The organism is Chryseolinea serpens (assembly GCF_900129725.1).
Lineage (GTDB): Bacteria > Bacteroidota > Bacteroidia > Cytophagales > Cyclobacteriaceae > Chryseolinea > Chryseolinea serpens.
Window position 1 is genome coordinate 80573 of the sequence record NZ_FQWQ01000001.1, and the last position, 19990, is coordinate 100562.

Genomic DNA, 19990 nt, shown 5'->3' on the forward strand with positions numbered 1-19990 from the left:
AGCTTTTTTTTAGCAAAGTACAAAAAAATAGTAAAAAGCAAACGTTTGTGGGAGGGTTTGACTATCGTAGCCGGCTCAAAAAAGAGCAAAAATTACTGGTTCTCTTTCCGCAGGTGCTGCACCAGGCGCTCACACACCGCGTTGAGTTCGCCGGCCATATACTCGTCGCCGGTAGCCGACAATGCACTCTGCGCCAGCCCGCCAATACAGTCAATATAGAAGCGCTTCATGTCCTCCACAGGCATATCCTTTGACCACAGATCGATGCGCAGGGTATTTTTCTGCGTATGGTCCCACAGTGCCACGCTGATCGACTTGGTTTCCGACAGCCCCGGATCCGGCTTATCGGTAGCTTCCCACAGGATCCTATCCGGCACATTATTCTGATCGAGCTCTACAGTAAAGTTGATGGATGATTTTTTCATGGGCGCAAGTTAGTAAGCGGGTGGTTTTGGTTGGGGGTTGGGGGAGTTTTTTTCGTGGTGGAAATTTGCCGATAGGAATGTAAGATTTCCTGAACCGTTTGAAAAATGGGATCTTTTGTAGAACAACTCCTTGGCGGCCCCCTCGGAAGCCTCGGGCCGGGCTATCCGTTACAAGTCCGTCCGCGCGCGGGCCAGCGCGCTTCGGGCTTTTCACTACTATCCCTGGCCGGTGTCCGTTGAATCATCCCCTTTGGGTTAAGGGACAGAGCAACTTTGGAGTGAGGCGAAGTGTGAAGACTATGTTCTCTTGTACAAGAACTAGCTGACGGCGTCTTGAACTTTTCCGAACTCGGATAAAATTTCTCTTGATCATCTTTTGAAGCAAAAAACACCGAGAACTACTGGCCTCAAATTGACGAACTCAAATGGCAAGCCTGCTGCGAGTGCGACAGGACTAAAAGCTTACGCAGCGATTAGTCTTTCTGGACAACCCTTTGAATCTATAATGATTGCCTCATCGTCCTGATGAAGAATTTCTTCTTTAAGGCTACTGAAAGTGAGTCACTTCAAGAATCTTACCGTCTTTTTTTTGTATGCGTAGATATGGCGCACCACCAAGTTTGTCAGGTGACACAGTTCCTTCAACAACCCAAATGGAATCTTTTAATTCAGCTTTAAATGGCTTCTTGTTGTAAATCCCCTCTCCATATATCGGCAGCCAAACAGCTTCGGCAATTTTTATTGCTGTTTCAGCGTTAGAAATATAGCCGTCGATTTCTGGATTGGGATTGACTAGCGTTTCTTTTTTTGACACGAAACCAAAGACAATAAAAAGGAAATTGAAATAGCTGCTGCAATCAAATGTTTATTCACGTTGTAGAAAATTTAGCTTAGTCTTTAATAATCACCCCCAAGGTCATCCCACCAATCAGACCAATCCCATGTTGGTTCATTTTTAGGTAAATTAAATGGGTCAACCGGATTACCTCTATAAGGACCCTCTGGATCACCTGCGAAATGCCTGACCTCAAGCAACGGTGACATGTGCAGGTTCCAACCCGTGCACAAAGATAACGTTCGGGCAGTTGCCAGTCCGGTCAGCAAATGAAAGTGCGTAACACCCGGTCCATCATCAACCTACCCGCATACCTGACTTCCGGCGCCGGACTCCCCGTTCCTGAAACTTCTGAATCAATATTCACCAAGTTTATTTCACGCCAATTATAATTTTCCCCAAATATTGTTTGCCCCCGATTATTCCCTAACTTCGGATGTTGTCTATTTGCTTGATCTTACATGAGAACCCTCTTCTTTGTTGTTTCGGCATTATTGTGCTTGCCTGGTTACGGGCAGTTCTACCAATCGTGCATCGACGTACCCACCTACGCCGACGATGGCACCAATAGCATCACCCTTCGCAACAGCATCGCGCGAAATGCCGCCGGTGAAATGGTGCTGATCGGAAACCGGAAAATCTACAAACTTACCAGTGCCGGCGTCAAAAGTTGGGAAAAAGACCTGACGACGGACGTCCAGGATTTTGAGATCGACGCCAGCGGTAACGTTGTTGCCATTCACAACGGCGACCTGAGCATCATTAAATATGCTTCGGCAGGCACCAAGGCCTGGGAAAATACCTTTACGACCTTTGCCCTTCTCGACGCCACGGTCGATAAAGACGGGAACGTATACGCCACGGGACACGACTATGGTTCCATGGCAAATCCAAACGAATTTTTGGTATTCACTAAATATAATGGTGCTACCGGCGCTGTGCTCTGGTCGAAGCCTGTAGCGGATCTGTTTGGCCGTTCGGTGGTGACCGCGCCGTCAGGGGATGTATATGTGCTGGCGGACAATGGGAACTTCGGGTCGCTGACGTATACACTCTATAAATATTCATCAGCGGGTGCGTTCCAGTGGCAGATCAATTATGTCAACAATCTGTCCATCCCCAAGCTCATGATCGGGCCCGATGGCAATCCGTATCTGACCGTGGCCGATTTCAGTTCGTCGCGCTTTGTTAAAATTCAGGCATCCAACGGGAATGTGCTGGAGGATGTTCTTTTCGATCTGGGAAGGATCCAGGTAGCTTTTCGCGGCAGCAACTTTGTTATTGTGGGCCAGGATTTCGAAGGCAGCAACGTCCTGGTGAATTACCCGAGCACCTTTCCAGTCCCGATAGCAGCCGACTACATCAATACGTTTACCGCCACCGATCCCGGCTACCCCTATGTTTCCCTGAATGTGGAGGCCGACGGAACGGCGGGCATCGTCAACAGTCTTCCGGATCAAGGGTTTGGACAGGAGAGTTCGTTGGTCCGCTATTCCCCGACCGGAACGAAAGTTGACCAAACCATCGTGAGCGCCTTTACGACAGGGGCCGTTCTCGATGTCAATGGTGACTACATCATCCCCACCAAACAACAATGCATCAAGCGCCTCACGCTCTGCAGCAAACTCGCCATCAACATCACCACGCCACCTCAAAGCCAGAAAGTTTGTGCCGGTAGCACGGTTCAGTTTTCGGTGGTTGCGACGGGAACAGGGTTGTTGTATCAATGGCAAAAAGGTGCCGACCTGTTGGCCAACGGTGGCCATATTTCCGGCGCCACCACGGCAACGCTCACCATCACGGGAGCCGACAATGTGAACGATGGAGGCTCATACACCTGCACGATCTACGACGGCTGCAATCACTCGAAGGCCACGACGGCTGTCACGCTAACCTTTGTGGACGGCCCGGCCATTACCGGCCAACCCACAGCCGTGGAAGCGTGTGCGGGATCCAACATCAGCTTCGCCATCACGGCCACGGGCCAGAACGTAAAATACCAATGGAAAAAAGGAGGGGTGGCCCTGGTAGACAACACCCTGATCACGGGTTCTAAAACGGCCAACCTAAGTCTGAAAACCATCGCCGCAGCTGATGCCGGTTTGTACACCTGCGACGTGACGTCCGATTGTTTTGCTACTCCTATCGCCAGCCAAGGCGCATCGCTAACGGTCTACCTGCCCGCATCGGTCATCACACCACCGCCCGCTACGGCCTCGGCCTGTACCGGCAACGACCTTTCGATCGCCCTGGAGGCCAGTGGCGCCAACATCACCTATCAATGGCGCAAAGGGGGGAACAATCTCGTGGAGAGTGCCACCGTGGTCGGTACGAAAACCAATACGCTCACCCTAAAGCAACTCGCTGCAGGCGATGTGGGCCAATACTCTTGTGTGATCACCGGCATGTGCGGTAACCCGGCCACGTCGTCGTCGACAACGGTGAGCATAGCCACGGCTTCGCAGATCACGGCGCAACCGGTGTCCAAGTCGGTTTGCACCGGCACAAACGTTTCGTTCAGCATCACCGCCACGGGATCGAACCTTACCTACACCTGGCGAAAAGGAAATACCGTCATCAACAACGGAGGCAAATATAGCGGGGCTACCACCGCGACGCTCACCATCACCGGCGCCACGGAATTGGAGGCGGGTGCGTATACCTGTACCATCAACAATCCTTGCGGAAGTGAAATTGCCTCTTCGGCCGCGCAACTCAACATCGATGCCGCGCCGTCAATTGTTTCCCAATCCGGCAACACCGTACTCTGCGAAGGCGACGTGGGCAGAATTTCCGTGACCACGGGCGCGGGCAACTTTCAATTCCAATGGAAGAAAGACGGCGTGGTGCTGACGGATGGCATGGCCGTTACGGGTGCCACCACGGATGAGCTACTGATCACTTCGGCATCGCCGGCCGACGCGGGCGTATACACCTGCGAAGTAAAATCAGGATGCGGCAACCCGGTTACGTCGACCGGCATCACCGTTACGGTGAACAAGGGAACACAGATTGTCACACAATCCACAGACCTGAAAACGTGCCAGGACGACAAGCTCATCCTCACCGTGACCGCGGCCGGCAACGGCCTGACCTACAGTTGGAAGAAGAACGGTGCCCTCTTATCAGACGCAGGCACCATCAGCGGCACAAAGACCGCCACACTCACCATCCTGCATGCCTCGCCCTTGGATGAAGGACGATACACCTGCGAAGTGACCGGCACCTGCAAAGGCACCGCCATCAGCGATGGCATCGACGTAAACATCGATCCCAAGCCCGACCTGGTGCTGGCCACCGACATAGATTGTAAAGGCTTCCAACCGATATGGTCCGAGTTGGTTACGGACAACAACTTCACCCAGGGCGAATACACCCTGTACAAAAAAGGCAGCACCACACCCCTCGGCCTGATGGACATCGACGGCCTGGGCGAATACCTGATCGTGAAAAACACCGGCACCTGCTCCGACACCGTGATCTGGAACAACACCTGCGTCATCACGGGAACCGAAAGCGCGTTCTCATCCCACATCAGCGTCGTACCCAACCCCAACAACGGCCGGTTCAAAATTCAAAACCTGGCCAGACCATTACCCTTCGAACTCTATAACGCCCAGGGAAAATTAGTGCTGACGGCCAAAGAACCCAATGCAGACGGATTTGTGAACGCCGAACACCTGAGCGACGGATTGTATTTGCTTTCGATCCCAGGGGAGGGCGGGAAAGGGGAGACCTTGCGGGTGGTGATAAGCCGGGAACCGTAAATCAGGAGCCAGAATCCAGGAGCCAGGAGCCAGAATCAGTGCTCGGTATTCAGTAGTCAGTATTCAGTAGTCAGAATCGATATTCAGTATTCGGAATCAGTAGCCAGTATTTAGCATTCAGTAGGAAAATGGAATTCATGTGAAGGCGCAACGTGCGACATCATGTAAAACAAACGCCAACTGTTGAAGCCCACTGGCTGCTGAATTCTGATCTACTGAATACTGAATACTGACTACTGACTACTGGAATTCTGGCTCCTGGCTCCTGGCTTCTGGCTCCTGAATACACACCAACAACAAAGGCTTAACCCTCACCGAATGAAACGGATTTTACGCGCTGTACAAATGGCCATCGTGGCCTTGCTATTGGTATGGGTTGATGGTTGTATCCGGGATGAGGTGCTGTTGCCGCCGGTGATCACTTCGGTGAGCGAGACGTCGGCGCCGTCCGGGAAGATCGTGACCATCAGTGGTAATAATTTTGATGGGTCGCTGCAGGTGTTGGTCAACAATGGGGTGATCAGTACGGCCGGTACGCCAACGCGTACGGAAGCGCAGTTCATCGTTCCCTTCCGGACCCAGCAAGAAGAGGTATTCCTTACGGTAAAAACAAAATACGGTGCCTCGGAGCCAAAGGCATTCACCGTGTTGCCGCCAGTGCCCATTATCCGCACGTTGAAACCCAACCGCTCGGGCGTCGGCACACCCATTAAGGTTGCGGGAAGCTATTTCACCAACGTATCGGCTGTTCGCTTCAAATCGCCCGACCAGGACACAGAGCGTGACGCTGTCTTTACCGTTTCCGGCGACACGATCCTGGTGACCGTGCCCGCTGGATTGTCGCCCGATGCGGCCGACATCCGGGTCACATCCCCCAGTGGCGTGTCCGAGCCTGCCGCGTTCCTGGTGCTGCTGGCCCCTAAAATTATTTCCTTCACGCCCGACAATGGGGCTGCCGGCAAAGTGATCAAGCTGGAAGGTGAAAATCTTTCGGATGTGCAAAAAGTGACCTTCGGGCCCACGCTGGAAGCCGAGATCATCACCGACGCAACCGAAGCCATCACGGTACGGGTACCCGCTGGCGCGCCTACCGATACGATCTACGTGTACACACCCGGCGGGAAGGGGAAGACGCCCAAAAAGTTTACGGCCATTCCCGGTCCCTCCATCCAGACGCTGGACAAGACCACGGGGGCTGCGGGCACGGACGTGCTCATCACCGGCTTGAATTTTTCGGGAGCATTCGAATTGAAATTCGGCACCACGCCGGCACAGATCGTTTCCAACGATGGCACCAAGATCAAAACGAAAGTGCCCGTGGGAGGAAGCAGCGGCAAAATATCGGTAACCACACCGGCCGGAACAGCACAATCGGCCACCGACTTCGTGGTGCCGGGTGCACCGCTCATTTCCAAGTTCGACCCGCCTTCCGGAGTGACGGGCACACAGATCGTCCTCACCGGGATGAACCTGGCTTCGGTCACCTCGGCAAAGGTGGCGTTGAAAGATCTGAAGATCGTGAGCAAGAGCGAAACCGAGATGACCGTGGAGGTATTGGCGGGCACGGTGACCGGAAAGATCTCCGTGCAAACTCCCGGTGGCACATTTGAAACGACCGACCTTTTCACCGTGTTGGGCGCACCCCAGATCACGGCCGTCAACCCAAGCTCCGGCATCGTGGGCACGGTGGTTACCATCACCGGCATCAATTTGCCAAGCTCGCCCTATGTGCGCTTCACGAATAATGTTCAGGCCACAACGATCTTAAAGTCATCATCGACGCAGATCATTTGCCAGGTGCCGGCCGGTGCGTCCACCGGTAAGATCAATGTGAACGGTGCATTGAGCCTGACGGATTTTGTTTTGAATGTGAAGCCGATCATCACCTCGTTTACACCGGCAAAGGGAGGTGTGGACACACAAGTCACGCTCAACGGTTCTTATCTGACGGGCGCCACCATAAAGTTTGCGAACAATTTAACCGCCACGAAAGTGGGGGCGGGCACCGACAACCAGGTGGTAGTGAAAGTACCTGCCGGCGCAGTGACGGGAACCATCAGCGTAACGACGACCCCAGGCACCACGATCACATCGAGTAATTTTGAAATACTTTCTCCGCCCTCGATCACCTCATTCAATCCTACGGGTGGTGTTGCGGGAACGAGTGTGACCATCACCGGCAGTAATCTCCAACACAATCCTGCCGTTCAATTTTTCAACGGGATAAACGCCACGATCCAATCCATGTCGGCCACCCAACTGGTGGTGCAGGTTCCGGCGGGGGCGACCACGGGGCGCATCAGTGTGAAGACCGATGCCGTGCAGACCGCGGTGGCATCGGGCACGGATTTTACGATTGTGGGGAAACCTTCCATCACCAGCATCTCGCCGGCCAGCGGAACGGTGGGACAATTGATCACGATCAACGGTTCGAATTTCACAAACCCCATCACCGTCATCGTCAACGGCACGTCTGTGGCGGGAACATGGGTGAACAACAATGTGGTGAAGGTTAACGTGCCGGTGAACAGCACGGTGAACAAAAGCGTGAATGTGAGCGTGAAGACCGCTGCCGACAATTCCAATAATTTCCCTTTCCTGTTGTTGGCCGAGCCGGCCATAGCACAGCTCAAATTAAAGCCTAATAACAACCCGGTGGATTGGCCCGTATTGCTGGAGGGACCCAACCTGGGCACCGTTACACGGATCACGCTGAACGGGAAAGTGATCACACCCAATTTTCGCCAAGCCAACGCCATCACCTTCGTGGTGCCTAACGACATCGGCTCGACCGGCGCCATGACCCTACGGTTGTACTACACGTCCGACATCTCCACGTCGTATAAAGTCGACCTCAACTTCACCGTGCTGAATGCACCACCGCCCGGCCCCATTCCGCCACCCATCATTTTCCTTCCACCGCCGCCGCCCGTCAACCTGACGACCAACATCGATGCCGATTGGTTCGTAGCGTTCAATGAAACCAATGAAACCGACGGCTTCTTTTGGGAATCTACCGTGCGGCTGGACACCGACCAGGACTTTCAGGTGTCGGGCTCCATTGCTAGCAGCGACGCGGTGGGAAGCTTTGCCAGCGGCTACGTCACCTTGACCATCAATGGCGACACGTATGATGGCCAGTTCTACAACAACACCATCTACCTCACGAGCCGCACCACAGGGCGACAACTCGTGCTGGGGACCAACCCGTGTTCGACGCCCGATTGTAAATAGTCGCGAGTAGAAATGTAGCGGAAGATAAGTGGTAGAATGAGTTCCGGTAAATTTGAATTAGGATCAGACGAAAACATACCCGTAATGTTTGAATGGTACACAGAGAAGTCCTTAGTGATAATTGGGTTTGGTGTAATTGCCGTTGTTGCGTTTGCAGTTATCGTCAACTATTCGCGGTCCGTAACATATCCTGATCTGTCATCAACAGACTCATTAAATGATGTGGTGGCAGGGGTAGAGAAAGAAAGGGGGGCAGCATTTGTTACATTCAGTGGTGAGAAGAAATATAGAATACCTTGGGCGGATAACATACAGTACGAAGGGGAGTTTAGAAGGCTCAGTTCAGCAATTAGCCCGGGAGATGTGATTCTGAAAAAGGCTTTTTCAGATACGATAGTAGTAAAGCATGAGGAAAAGAAATACACCTACGTATTAGAGAAAGCAATTGGCCGATGAAAACGTGATTGAAAAGAATGCATTCATCATAACCTTTGCCGGAAGTAAAGCATTTTTTGATTCAGAGCGTTTGAGGCGTTAACCGCCCTGTAACATACGGCAGTCTTGAATCAGAATACGTACCGCAAACAAACATTAGCCCCACTCCACTTTCCATAGTTGCGTGCCATCAACGTTCCCGTGTAGCTGGCATTGGCAAAAAAACGCTTGCTAAAAATATGCTGATAGCCCACGCCGTATTGCGCAAAGTCACTGTCGGCTCCTTCGGTGATCTTACTGACGTCGATGTTGGTCCAACTGTAGGAGAGGGTGCCGAAGAGCAAGTCCTTGCGCGTCACCACATAACTCAGTGAAACACTAATGGGGAGATAAAATTCCGTCTTGGCTTCGGACTCGCTGTTGGCGGAAGGGAACGCTAGCGCGAAATTGAGTTGTGAAAAGAAGCCGAGCTTGTCGGTGAAATATTTATAGAAGAAGAACGTGTTACCCCAATTCACCTTACTGCTGCCCAAAGCGACCTGGGTCTCCTTCGGGCCTACGGGCAACCACACATAGCTTTGATAGGTAAAATTGCGAATCCTGCGAAACGGTTGAAAACGGATGCGCGGACCCACATAACTAACGGCTGTGCTATTGCCTGGATTGTCTTGGAACAACGAGAGCACTTTGCTGCTCTTATCAATATCGTACCGGTAAGCCCTGAAGGTAACGTCCACCCCAAGGTTGACACGGCGGTCGCGGGAGAGACCGTAGTTGACCTGGAACAGCGAATTGAAAAGCAACTGCTTACCCGCCAGGTTGGCGTTGCTGCCGTTCTTGTCATTGAATTGCGTGCTGGTGAGGAAGGTGTTGAACGAGTACAGTTCCAGCTCGTGCTTTTTCACCAGGATGGCCGACGCCGTGGGATTGATCACCAGCAGGTTGTCGAGCGAATCGCGCATGCGCAGAAGCTTGTCCTGGTCTATTTCCTGCGCCTGGCTGCATTGTGCGGCCACCGCGAAGGCGAAGACGAGGAGAGGGGTGAGGCGGGTTTTCATTATCGGTTGGAGAGGGTGTACAAGATCCGGTTAGCCCGCCGTTCCAATTCCTGGATGCGCTTGTCCAGTTGGCCGGTGTTCTGATAAATGCTCATCAACACCTTCTCCTTCGCGTCGCGCTCATTCTTGCGCCCGGCTATTTTGCCGAGGTTGATGTCATTGATGGTGGACAAGGCGCTGTTCAGCTCCAGCACGTTTGCCGAGTGCAGTTCGCCCAGGGCATAGTCGAAGAGGTAGCGCACGTCGTTATACAGGGCTTCGTTGTTCCAGTAGAGCAGCACTTCCTTTTCATAGGACATGCGGTCATTGTTGAGTTTGTTGAAGGCCGTATTGTAGTTGATGACCGCGTCGGTGAGCTGGCGCAGCATCAGGTTGTCTTCAAACATCGCGTCGTTGCTTTTGCGGAAAGCGATCACCAGGTCTTTGGCTTCGATAATAAAGCTGCCCAGGGCCGACGACATCTCGGCATAGACGGCCGACTTTTTTTCTTCCGGCGATGCCGCCGTCATCACAGGCCCCGTGGCCGTAGAGGCTGAGGGGTTCATATCGTTGAGCACCAGGGCGCGTATTTCGAACGATACCTTGCCCGTTAGTTTAGGACGGTCTTTCAGGACATCCCAGATGATGGTCTTCTGCCCGTTGCCCTGCACGCGATCGCCCGCCCCATTCCCGGAGAGACTGGCCAACCCGGTCTTGAAGTCGTCGTCGGAGCAATAGAGGTTCACTTCCAGGTGTTGGTTGGCCGCGAGGCCGTTCACGGTGTAGGTGAGCAATACCTTCTGCCGGAAGGCTTCGTGTTTGATGTCGCCAATGATCTGGGCGCGGGCAGGCAAACAAAACGCCGTCAGCAAAACAAGTACCTGAAGAAAGGGAGACAAGGATAAAAGAACAGGAGGGACCGGCTTTAAAATGAGGGAGAGGGATTTCATGAAAGGAAGATATTATTGTAATTTAACAAAAACGACGCGACCCTTCCAATGAAAAAGCTTTTTGTTCTCTTGTTGTTGAGTGTAGGGTCGTGGCCCCTGGTGGCGCAGCAGTTGATCAAAGCAAAAAGCGGAGAGCAAGCCTACAACATCCTGGCCGACACGGCTCATAACGCCACCGCTACCACCGATGAGCGCAAGATCGCCCTCGTCATCGGCAACAAGGGCTACAAGATCTCGCCGCTGGCAAACGCCGTGAATGATGCCAACGACCTGGCCGATCTGTTGAAACAAAAAAACTTCGACGTCACCAAAGTGATCGACGGCACCCGCCTGGAGATGCGCAACGCCGTGCGTCAATTCACGGAAAAGATCGCCCAGGGTGGGGTGGGGTTGTTCTACTATTCCGGGCATGGCGTCCAGGTGGATGGCGACAACTTCCTGGTGCCTATCGACGCCTCTTTTGAATATAAAGAGGAGGTGCCCGATGTGTGTGTCAGTGTGGCTTCCATTCTGCGGTTTATGGAATCGTCCAACAACCGGTTGAACATCATGATCCTGGATGCCTGCCGGAACAGTCCCTTCAAGTCCTTCTCGCGGTCGGGTGAAAAAGGCATGGTGCGGGTGGAGGCACCGACCGGTTCCATCGTGGCCTATTCCACGGCCCCGGGGAAGACCGCTTCCGACGGCACACAGCGGAATGGGCTTTATACCTCCAAGCTGATGAAATACATGAACGTGCCCGGGCTGAAGATCGAAGACATCTTCAAGCAGGTGCGGATCGAAGTGAGCAACGAGTCGGGGAGCCGCCAAGTGCCGTGGGAAAGCAATTCGCTGATGGGCGACTTTTACTTCACGCCCTGAAAACCGATGGCGTTTGGTTGGGGATATATCTTGAATGCAGGTTTTGGATGATTAGTAGGGTCGGATTTGACCCGCCAGGCCCTGTGTTTACCCATTTATTCGGGATTTGACCACGGCAATGAGACGGGTTATATGTCGTTTTGAAGTGAATTTTAAAGTTTGTAGGGTATCCGATAACAACATATCTTTACTTAAGATAATATCTCCCCAGTGCCGTCAGGAATTCTTTTTCGAAAAAGCTGTTTTCGCCTCAAAATTTTAGTGTAGCGCAAACTTGTAAGGTATTTGTGTGTTATGAAAGAATTTCCGACAGCATCCCTGATGGACGGTAGGCGAAATCAGGGAAAGTTTTCCACAATAAGGTTACGATTTTGGTTTTAAAAGTATGGAAACGGGTGAAGCGGAGCAGGTTGAGGACTTCACGTAAATTTCATTACTTTTGCAGCAAAGTGATGCCGGCAATGCATATGGGGACGTAATTTTTTACTTCCTTTTTGGCAAAGCGGTCACAGTTGGACTTGGTTGGGGAATGCATCCGGGGAACCGGAGACCCAGACTTAAACGAACTATTGAAAGACGTCTATATTAAGGTATGATGAAAAGGACTTTACTACTTATTGCTGCCCTGGGATTTTTGACGATGGACTTATGGGGGCAGGCTATTGGCGATTATCGGAGCGCAGGCTCGGGTCCTTGGAGTACGGTAGGAACATGGCAGACCTTTAATGGGACGTCGTGGGTGGCTGCCGGTGCGGCGCCTACTTCGGCTAACGGGGCAATTACTATCCGCAGCCCTCACATTGTAACCGTAGCGGCGGGGGTCACAATCGATCAGACGACTATCGATGTAGGCGGAACGCTAACCGTCAATTCGGGCATTAACTTAACACTTGCGAATGGGGCGGGTGATGAAATCACCGTTAACGGTACGATCAACGTACATGGTGGTATCGTCTTTGGAGCCATTCCCAACCGAACGATCCAAGTTGCCGGTACCTTTAACAATGATGCCAATCTTACCGTCAACAGTACCATCCTCAAGCTCTTCTTTTTGTCGGGTTCGGTTTATAACCACCAGTATACCTCCGGTGGGGCCGTACTGCTAGCCACTTGGAATTCGAATTCCACCACCAACATCGTAGGGTTGGGAGCGGGCCCCATTACGGCACCGACCAATCTTAATCAAACCTTTGGGAACCTAGTGTGGAATTGCCCCAACCAGGCAAGCGATAACGGATTTATCGACATGGGCGGATTCCCGGTAAGTATTGCCGGCGACTTTCGCATTATCGATACGGGATCAGACGCGCTCTTTCACTCGCTTGGAGCGGGAGGCGTGCTTACAGTAGGCGCTGACCTTGAAGTGAGCGGGGGGACGTTTGCCTTTGCATCGGGCGTTGCCGGTACCCTAAACGTCGTTGGTGGCGTTGCTGTTTCAGGAACGGGTTATATCCAGTTTGCAGACGATCAGGATCTTGACATGACGGTAAACGGAGATTTCAGCCTTACTGGCGGTGGTCAAGTTGATTTCGCGGCGACCACGGCCATCACCACCTATCATCATAAGGGGAATTACACGCAGACTGGCGGCTCTATTTTTACCAGTGGAGGTGTTTCCAATATCAGCTTTGAAGGAACAACTACGCAAGTTTACACGTCTACGTTGCTACCCATAGGTGGCACTATCAACTATAGCATCGCTACGGGATCTACCGTATCGCTTGCCGGCAATAACTTTTTTGGCGGTGCAGGTACTTTCACCTTATCCGACGGAGGCGTTTTACAGGTAGGCTCAACCGACGCTCTGGGCGCGATCCAGACAGGACCTTCCGGTGGCAACATTCGGGTGACCGGTACCCGGACTTTTGCCTCCGGTTCAAGGATAGTATATAATGGCACGGCCGCACAGTTTATAGGTGCGGGCCATCCCAGTTCGGCGGGTATTACCACCGAGATCACCAACACCAACGGCGTATCGCTGGCAACTAACGTTACGTTTTCAGGCGGCCTGATCCTGAATGGCGGAAACCTGTCTGTAGGAATTCGCACCCTGACGCTTGCGGGTGACTTTAGCCCCGGCGTCAACTCCATCAACGTTACCAGCAGTTCAAATATCGCTATCACCGGCAACGGGCTCTTTGCTTCCAATCCCGGCGGCACGATGCCTCTGGCAGGCACGGCGCCACTGACCATCAATAATTTCACCATGAGCCGGACCGGTGGACGGGTTTACGTTTTTGACGACCTGACAGTGAATGGTACGTTCACGTTGACCAATGGCGTCATCGATATTCGTGGATTTTTGTTTACCATGAACGGCAACATCGCACTCTCCGGGGGAGCGTTCGCGGTCAATGAGTTTGCCCGTATGCAGGTCACCGGAACGGGTACGATCACCGGCAGTGCAAGCTTTCAAAATGAGAGCAGCGGCAGTCTTCCCATGCTGGCCATGGCTATGAACCGACCGAGCTCAACCTTCACCATTGGTTCAAATCTCGACCTGAGTATCCTGAATCTTACCGTCGGGGCGTTCAATCCTGGCGCCAGCTTCCGCATGGGCTCAGGCGGTACGATCACCCGCACAGACGGTACAATTACTACAGCCCCAGGCGCTGTGTCCAGCTATAACGTGATTTATAACGGTTCGTCCAATATCAGCACCGGGCCGGAATTGCCCTACGACGCAACGAGCACGACCCGGCTTACGGACCTGACCAACTCGGGTACCGGAACGATCTCACTGTCACAAGCAACGACAGTGAATGGTACCCTCACATTGACCAACGGCACATTCGATGCCACCACTAGTGGCATTACCTTCAAAGGCAATATTGTAAGTAACGCTGCGGGTATATTCACAAACAGCGCCGTTATTTTCGATGGGACAACGGTCATCAGCGGCTCGATAGCCCTATCGTTGGGCGCCTTCACCGTGAACAGCTCACACACATTGAATTTGGGTACTGGTACAACCGTGAACATTGCCAGTAATGTGACCAACAACGGCTCAATTTACGGTGGAACAAGCACAACGATCTTTAATGGAAATACTACCATTACCAATAATCTCAACAGGCTTTTGCTCGCCTCTTTCCACAACGTCCAGGTCACCGGTACACTAAAACTTGATCTCGATGGGTTCCTGGAACCCACGCCCGACTCGGCCCTTTACCGCATTCGCGTCTCGGGTTCATGGGATACACAAACCGGTACATTCACCCCGGGCGTCAGCCGTGTAGACTTCAACGGAACCACGGCGCAGACCATTGCGGCCGCCGGCCAATCGTTCTTCTCCGTGTACTTCACAGGAACCGGTCCTTTTGTGTTGAGCCGCGCCCTCCGCGCGCTGAACGATATCAATATTGGATCAACCTCCACACTGGACGTTTCAACCAACAGTCACTTGGTCACCGTTGCCGAGGATTTTATTGTCGACGGTACTTTCCTGGCCCAGCAGGGCACAGTGCAGTTCAATGGTATCGGTACCATCCAATCCATTACCCGGACCACGGGCTCCGGGCCGATCACCTTGTATAGCATGACGGTAAATAAGACCGGAACGGCTAACCCCGTGAACATTCTCACTAATGTAGACATCCAACATTTCCTGAACGTGAGCTCGGCCACTACGGTGAACGCTGGTACCAACCTGCTTCGCCTGTTGTCGAATGCTTCGTTCACGGCCCGTGTAACGCCCATAACCGCGGGAGGGCTCATCAACGGTTCGGTGATTGTGCAGCGCTATATGCCCAACACCGCCGGTGCCAACAGCTTCCGGTATCTTTCCGCTCCGGTAACGGGCACTACCGTGACCGATTGGCGCGGTGAGATACCCATTACCTCCATCTTCTACTATGACGAGACGTTCAACACGGGTGCTGCAACGCTCGAAGCACGTTATCGTCAGTACACCCTTACCGGCGCGCTCACACCCCAGGGTCGTGGCTATGCGGCCGCTGTGAACAGCACGGGTGCGCAGACATTCGACTCACGGGGTACACTCGGACAGAGCGCCGTGCCCATCAACGTCACCGCCCATTCGGCAGGTGGTCTGGATGGTTGGAACCTGATCGGCAACCCTTATCCGTCGGCGATCGACTGGAACCAGGTGACCATACCCGCCGGGTTGAACGATGCTATCTACATTTCGGACAACTTCAACAACAGCGGTCAGGGCACCGGATTGCACTATGTTTCTTATGTGGGTGGCGTTCCCAGCGTGCAGAACTACGCCGGCATCATCGCGCAAGGCCAGGCTTTCTGGGTACGCGCTACGGCCAATACAACCCTTACTTTACAGGAAGATGACAAGACCCTCTCGGCGGCCCAGTTCTTCCGCGAGGATAGCGCCAGTATGGTGATCCCCAATTTATTGCGCATCTCGATGATCGGTACTGGCTTGAGCGACGAAACCGTTCTGCGCTTGCACAAGCCCGCCACCGACGGCTTCGACAAGCAATTCGATGCTTATAAGTTGCTGAATGCCAAGCTGAGCCTTTCGACCGTGACGACTGACAATCAAAGCCTCTCCATCAACTCGATGGGCAGCCTCGACTGTGATAAAAAGATCCCGTTGGCCATGGTAGGCGCCGTGAAAGGTTCCTATTCCCTGGCCTTTACTGGTCTGGAGACCTTCAATGCCAACTTGAACCTGTACCTGGTGGACGTGCTTCAGAACACATCGATCAATATCCGCGATGTACAGAGCTATGGATTTACCGTTACGGCTACGGACCTACCCAACCTTTCGAAGCGTTTTTACGTCACGGTGGGCAAAGCGGCCGTGAAGACCGACTTGAAGACCATGGGCGAAAGCATTTGCGTCGACAATACATTAGCGAACGTGACCATCGAGCAATCGCAAGCCGATGTGCAATACGCCATACAATACAACGACCAGACCACTGACTTTGTGGTGGGCAATGGCAACACCATCAGCCTGCCGGTCAGCACTACCTTGTTGACGGCCGGTGACAACACCGTGACGATCCTGGCCAAATCATCGTCTTGTTTAACCCTGCCCTTGTCGACGAAACCCGTCATCACGGTAGTGGGCAAAGGCGTTGTGGCAAGTACCCGTGAAGGAAATACCTGCGACGCGGGAAGCGTGACGCTGTCGGCGACGGGCGCTCCTGAATCGGGTTGGTACAACTGGTATGAAGGCGAGACGGACACCACGCCGATCGCCGGCCAGCAAGGCGCAACCTTCACCACGCCGGTGATTCCAAAGACCAAGACTTATTTTGTGTCGGTTGTGAATGCCGCAGGATGCGAAGGCGACCGGGTGGCGGTGAAAGCAAACGTGACAATCCTGGATCCTGTGACCTTGTCGGGTGAGGGCACCACGCTGATCTCGAGCTATGCGACGGGCAACCAATGGTATCGCGATGGTGTGGCCTTGGAAGGCGCCACCACAAACAAGATTGAGGCCGTGGAAAGCGGTGTCTACACCGTGGAGGTGACGTCGGGTGACTGCAAGACCTCGGCTTCGCGCGAAGTGACCATTACAGGTAGTGAGGCAGGGTTGAGCGGATTCGGTACCGTGACGATATATCCCAACCCCACCCAGCGCAAGGCGTTGGTGCGGGTGAAAACGACAAACAAGAATGTGATAGCCACGCTGATCAATGCTTCCGGTGTTGACCTGGAAGAAAGAGAGCTGAAAGGCGACGGCGGCGTGAAGGAGGCGGAATTTGATTTGGGCACGAGCGCCATTGGCGTTTACTATGTCCTGATTGTAGATGGTTCAAAAAAATACACTGAAAAAATCGTTAAAATAAAATAATGAAAGTCCTTCTCGCTAGTATTTCATTACTGTTGCTTAGTACCTTATTGGTTAACGGTCAACCAGGAAACCCCATTCCTGGTAACCCGGTGCCCATCACAGGTCTCGAATACCTGTTGATTGGCGGCGGTGCTTATGGGGTTTCGCGGCTACTTAAAAAAAAGGATAAAAACGAAAACGCAGATTGATACAGAACGTATTCAATAAGCTTACGGTGCTGCCACGCGGGGTGGTGATCCTGATCGACCAGGTGTTGATCCTTTTCTCCGTGAGCCTGGCGTTCCTGTTGCGTTTCAATTTTAACGTCGAAGAGATCAGGAACTTTAATCCTGCTTTAGGCGCCGTGCTTTGCATAGCCGCGGCATTGCTATCCACCCTCATCACCAAGAGTTACGCCGGCATCGTGCGGTATACGGGCATCCAGGACGGCCTTCGCATTGTGGGGACCGAATTGCTGAGCCTCACCATCGTGGTGGTATTCAACCTGTGGTATTATTACAACTTTGGAAAGAACGTCATTCCCTATTCTGTCGTATTCATTTCCTTTTTCATCTCGTCGCTGTTGCTTTATCAATACCGGCTGCTGGTGAAGAATGTTTTTACATATTATAAATCCGATTTTTCCCAACGCATCCCGGTCATTATTTTCGGTGCCGGCGCGGCGGGCTTTCTCACCAAGCAAGCCATCGAGGCCGACGTGTCCAGCCTCTACAAGCTGGTGGCCTTTTTGGACGACGACCTGAAGAAGAACAACAAAGAGATTAACGGCACCCGCATTTATCATTCAGACCGCCTTTCGGAGATCGTGAAGCGCCACAAGGCCAAGAAGTTGGTGATCTCCTCCAAGAACCTGTCGATCGAGCGTAAGAACGAGATCGTGGACCTGGCGCTGCAATATCATCTCAAGGTCAGCTACGTGCCCTCCTTCGAGAAGTGGCTGCGCAACGAGTGGGACATGAAACAGATCCGCGACATCAACATCGAGGATTTGCTGGGCCGGGAAGTGATCCGGCTGGACAACCCTGCCATCGAAAAGGAAATTGCCAACCGGGTGATCTGCATCACCGGGGCAGCAGGCTCCATCGGTTCCGAGCTGGCACGCCAGGTGCTCAACTACAAGCCACAGACGCTGGTCCTGATCGACCAGGCCGAGTCGCCGCTCTATGAAATTGAACGCGAGCTGCGGGCGCGCAACCAACAGACCCGCCTTTTTGTTTTTGTGGCCAGTGTCTGCAACAAGCAACGCATCCACAGCATCTTCCGCGACTTCAAGCCGGAGATCGTCTTCCACGCAGCGGCCTACAAACACGTGCCCCTCATGGAAAGCAACCCGTCGGAGGCCGTGACCACCAATATTTTCGGTACCCGCCAACTGGCCGACCTGGCGGTGCTGCACAAAGTGAAAAAGTTTGTCATGATCTCGACCGACAAGGCCGTGAACCCCACCAACATCATGGGCTGTTCCAAGCGCATTGCCGAGATCTATGTACAGTCCCTGGACCGTCACAACAGCCGTCTCGGCATGGGGCGCACCTCGTTTGTGACCACGCGCTTTGGCAACGTGCTGGGCTCTAACGGCTCGGTCATCCCGATCTTCAAAGACCAGATCCTCAAGGGCGGCCCCGTCACGGTGACGCACCCGGAGATCACGCGTTTCTTTATGACCATTCCCGAAGCCTGCGAACTGGTGATCGAAGCCGGCTCGATGGGGCAGGGGGGCGAGATCTTTATCTTCGACATGGGCAAACCCGTCAAGATCTTCGACCTGGCCAAGAAAACCATCCAGCTCTCGGGCAAGGAGCTGGGCAAAGACATCGAGATCGTCTTCACGGGTCTCCGCGACGGCGAAAAGCTCTACGAAGAACTTCTCAACGACCACGAGAACACCATCCCCACCCACCACGAAAAGATCCTGAAGGCCCAGGTAAGCGAATATCTCTACGACGAGGTATGCCAGCACCTCGGTCTGCTCGAGGACCTTATGGGCGACAAGAATGAGCTTAAAATGGTGGCGCTGATGAAGGAGATTGTGCCGGAGTTTAAGAGCAATTATTCGCGGTTTGAGGTTTTGGATGTCAATTGATCAGGAGCCAGGAGCCAGAATCCAGGAGCCAGTAGCTTGTTCTCGGCATTATTAGTAGCCAGTATTCAGTAGCCAGTAGCTTGTTCTCGGCATTCTCAGTAGCCAGTATTCAGTAACCAGTGGCTTCGTCTCGGCATTCTCCAGTAGCCGGTATTCAGTAACCAGTAGCTTATTCTGAGCATTCTCCAGTGGCCAGTATTCAGTAGCCAGTTTTATTGTATAAAATCTGCGCGTGTAACACTCCGGGGCCAAGGTGTCAGGGGCCAGTATTCAGTTCTTCAGTAATACAAATATTCAGTTAGTTCGGTGCTCGGGGACAGGGCTTAGAAGTCATGAAGGGTAGCGGAAGCGTTTTCGGAGATTGAATTTTTTACCACCAACACGACTTCATCGCCAGTTAGTAAGCAGCCAGGAACATAGGGAACATTCCTTTGGAGTGATTCGTGCTGGGTGCGTGAGGTGGAATTCGTAGTCAAGCGCTCTATCGAAGTGGTCAAGGCTAAAGGCCTGTCGAGAGAACGTCTTTTTGTCACCCTAGCCTAAAAGCCTAACTTATGCACACACCTTTCGAAGATTAA

Annotated in this window: 11 protein-coding genes; 7 read left to right on the top strand and 4 right to left on the bottom strand. The window is 52.9% G+C overall.

Features of this window, described 5'->3' with window-relative positions:
- Positions 1-92: 92 nt before the first annotated feature.
- Together gldC and BUB30_RS00300 are read right to left on the bottom strand one after the other, a co-directional pair.
- Positions 93-425: a gliding motility protein GldC gene (gldC, locus tag BUB30_RS00295; protein WP_073129764.1), complete on the bottom strand. Its 333-nt coding sequence runs from the start codon at positions 423-425 to the stop codon at positions 93-95.
- 547 nt (positions 426-972) lie between these two features.
- On the bottom strand, positions 973-1239 hold the full coding sequence (locus BUB30_RS00300) for an NTF2 fold immunity protein (protein WP_073129766.1): 267 nt from the start codon (positions 1237-1239) through the stop codon (positions 973-975).
- Between the two features lie 482 nt (positions 1240-1721).
- Here BUB30_RS00300 and BUB30_RS00305 point away from each other — a divergent pair, with 482 nt between their 5' ends.
- The 3 genes from BUB30_RS00305 to BUB30_RS00315 all read left to right on the top strand — a co-directional run bounded on the left by BUB30_RS00305 (position 1722) and on the right by BUB30_RS00315 (position 8717).
- A complete protein-coding gene (locus BUB30_RS00305; RefSeq protein ID WP_084137806.1) occupies positions 1722-5027 on the top strand; it encodes an immunoglobulin domain-containing protein in 3306 nt (1101 codons plus the stop codon).
- 318 nt (positions 5028-5345) lie between these two features.
- Positions 5346-8261: an IPT/TIG domain-containing protein gene (locus BUB30_RS00310; RefSeq protein WP_084137807.1), complete on the top strand. Its 2916-nt coding sequence runs from the start codon at positions 5346-5348 to the stop codon at positions 8259-8261.
- Positions 8262-8297: 36 nt separating this feature from the next.
- Entirely contained in the window at positions 8298-8717 is a 420-nt protein-coding gene (locus tag BUB30_RS00315) for a hypothetical protein (protein WP_143164700.1), read from the top strand.
- 110 nt (positions 8718-8827) lie between these two features.
- Here the strand turns inward: BUB30_RS00315 and BUB30_RS00320 are convergent, their stop codons facing one another.
- Together BUB30_RS00320 and BUB30_RS00325 are read right to left on the bottom strand one after the other, a co-directional pair.
- Positions 8828-9754, bottom strand: a complete 927-nt coding sequence (locus BUB30_RS00320) for a porin family protein (protein WP_073129772.1) — start codon at positions 9752-9754, stop codon at positions 8828-8830.
- Complete coding sequence (locus tag BUB30_RS00325) at positions 9754-10683, bottom strand: hypothetical protein (RefSeq protein ID WP_143164701.1); 930 nt, start codon at positions 10681-10683, stop codon at positions 9754-9756. Before BUB30_RS00325 ends, BUB30_RS00320 begins: the two co-directional genes overlap by 1 nt.
- Before the next feature lie 48 nt (positions 10684-10731).
- Here BUB30_RS00325 and BUB30_RS00330 point away from each other — a divergent pair, with 48 nt between their 5' ends.
- The 4 genes from BUB30_RS00330 to BUB30_RS00345 all read left to right on the top strand — a co-directional run bounded on the left by BUB30_RS00330 (position 10732) and on the right by BUB30_RS00345 (position 19412).
- Entirely contained in the window at positions 10732-11544 is an 813-nt protein-coding gene (locus BUB30_RS00330) for a caspase family protein (RefSeq protein WP_073129775.1), read from the top strand.
- A 595-nt stretch (positions 11545-12139) separates the two neighbouring features.
- Positions 12140-17329 carry an Ig-like domain-containing protein gene (locus tag BUB30_RS00335; protein ID WP_221408650.1) on the top strand — a complete coding sequence of 1730 codons (5190 nt, stop codon included), beginning with the start codon at positions 12140-12142 and terminating at the stop codon, positions 17327-17329.
- A complete protein-coding gene (locus BUB30_RS00340) occupies positions 17329-17517 on the top strand; it encodes a hypothetical protein (RefSeq protein ID WP_073129778.1) in 189 nt (62 codons plus the stop codon). Before BUB30_RS00335 ends, BUB30_RS00340 begins: the two co-directional genes overlap by 1 nt.
- Positions 17514-19412, top strand: coding sequence for a polysaccharide biosynthesis protein (locus BUB30_RS00345; protein WP_073129780.1), 1899 nt, complete (start codon positions 17514-17516; stop codon positions 19410-19412). The genes BUB30_RS00340 and BUB30_RS00345 overlap by 4 nt, the downstream gene beginning before the upstream one ends.
- The last annotated feature ends 578 nt before the right edge of the window (positions 19413-19990 follow it).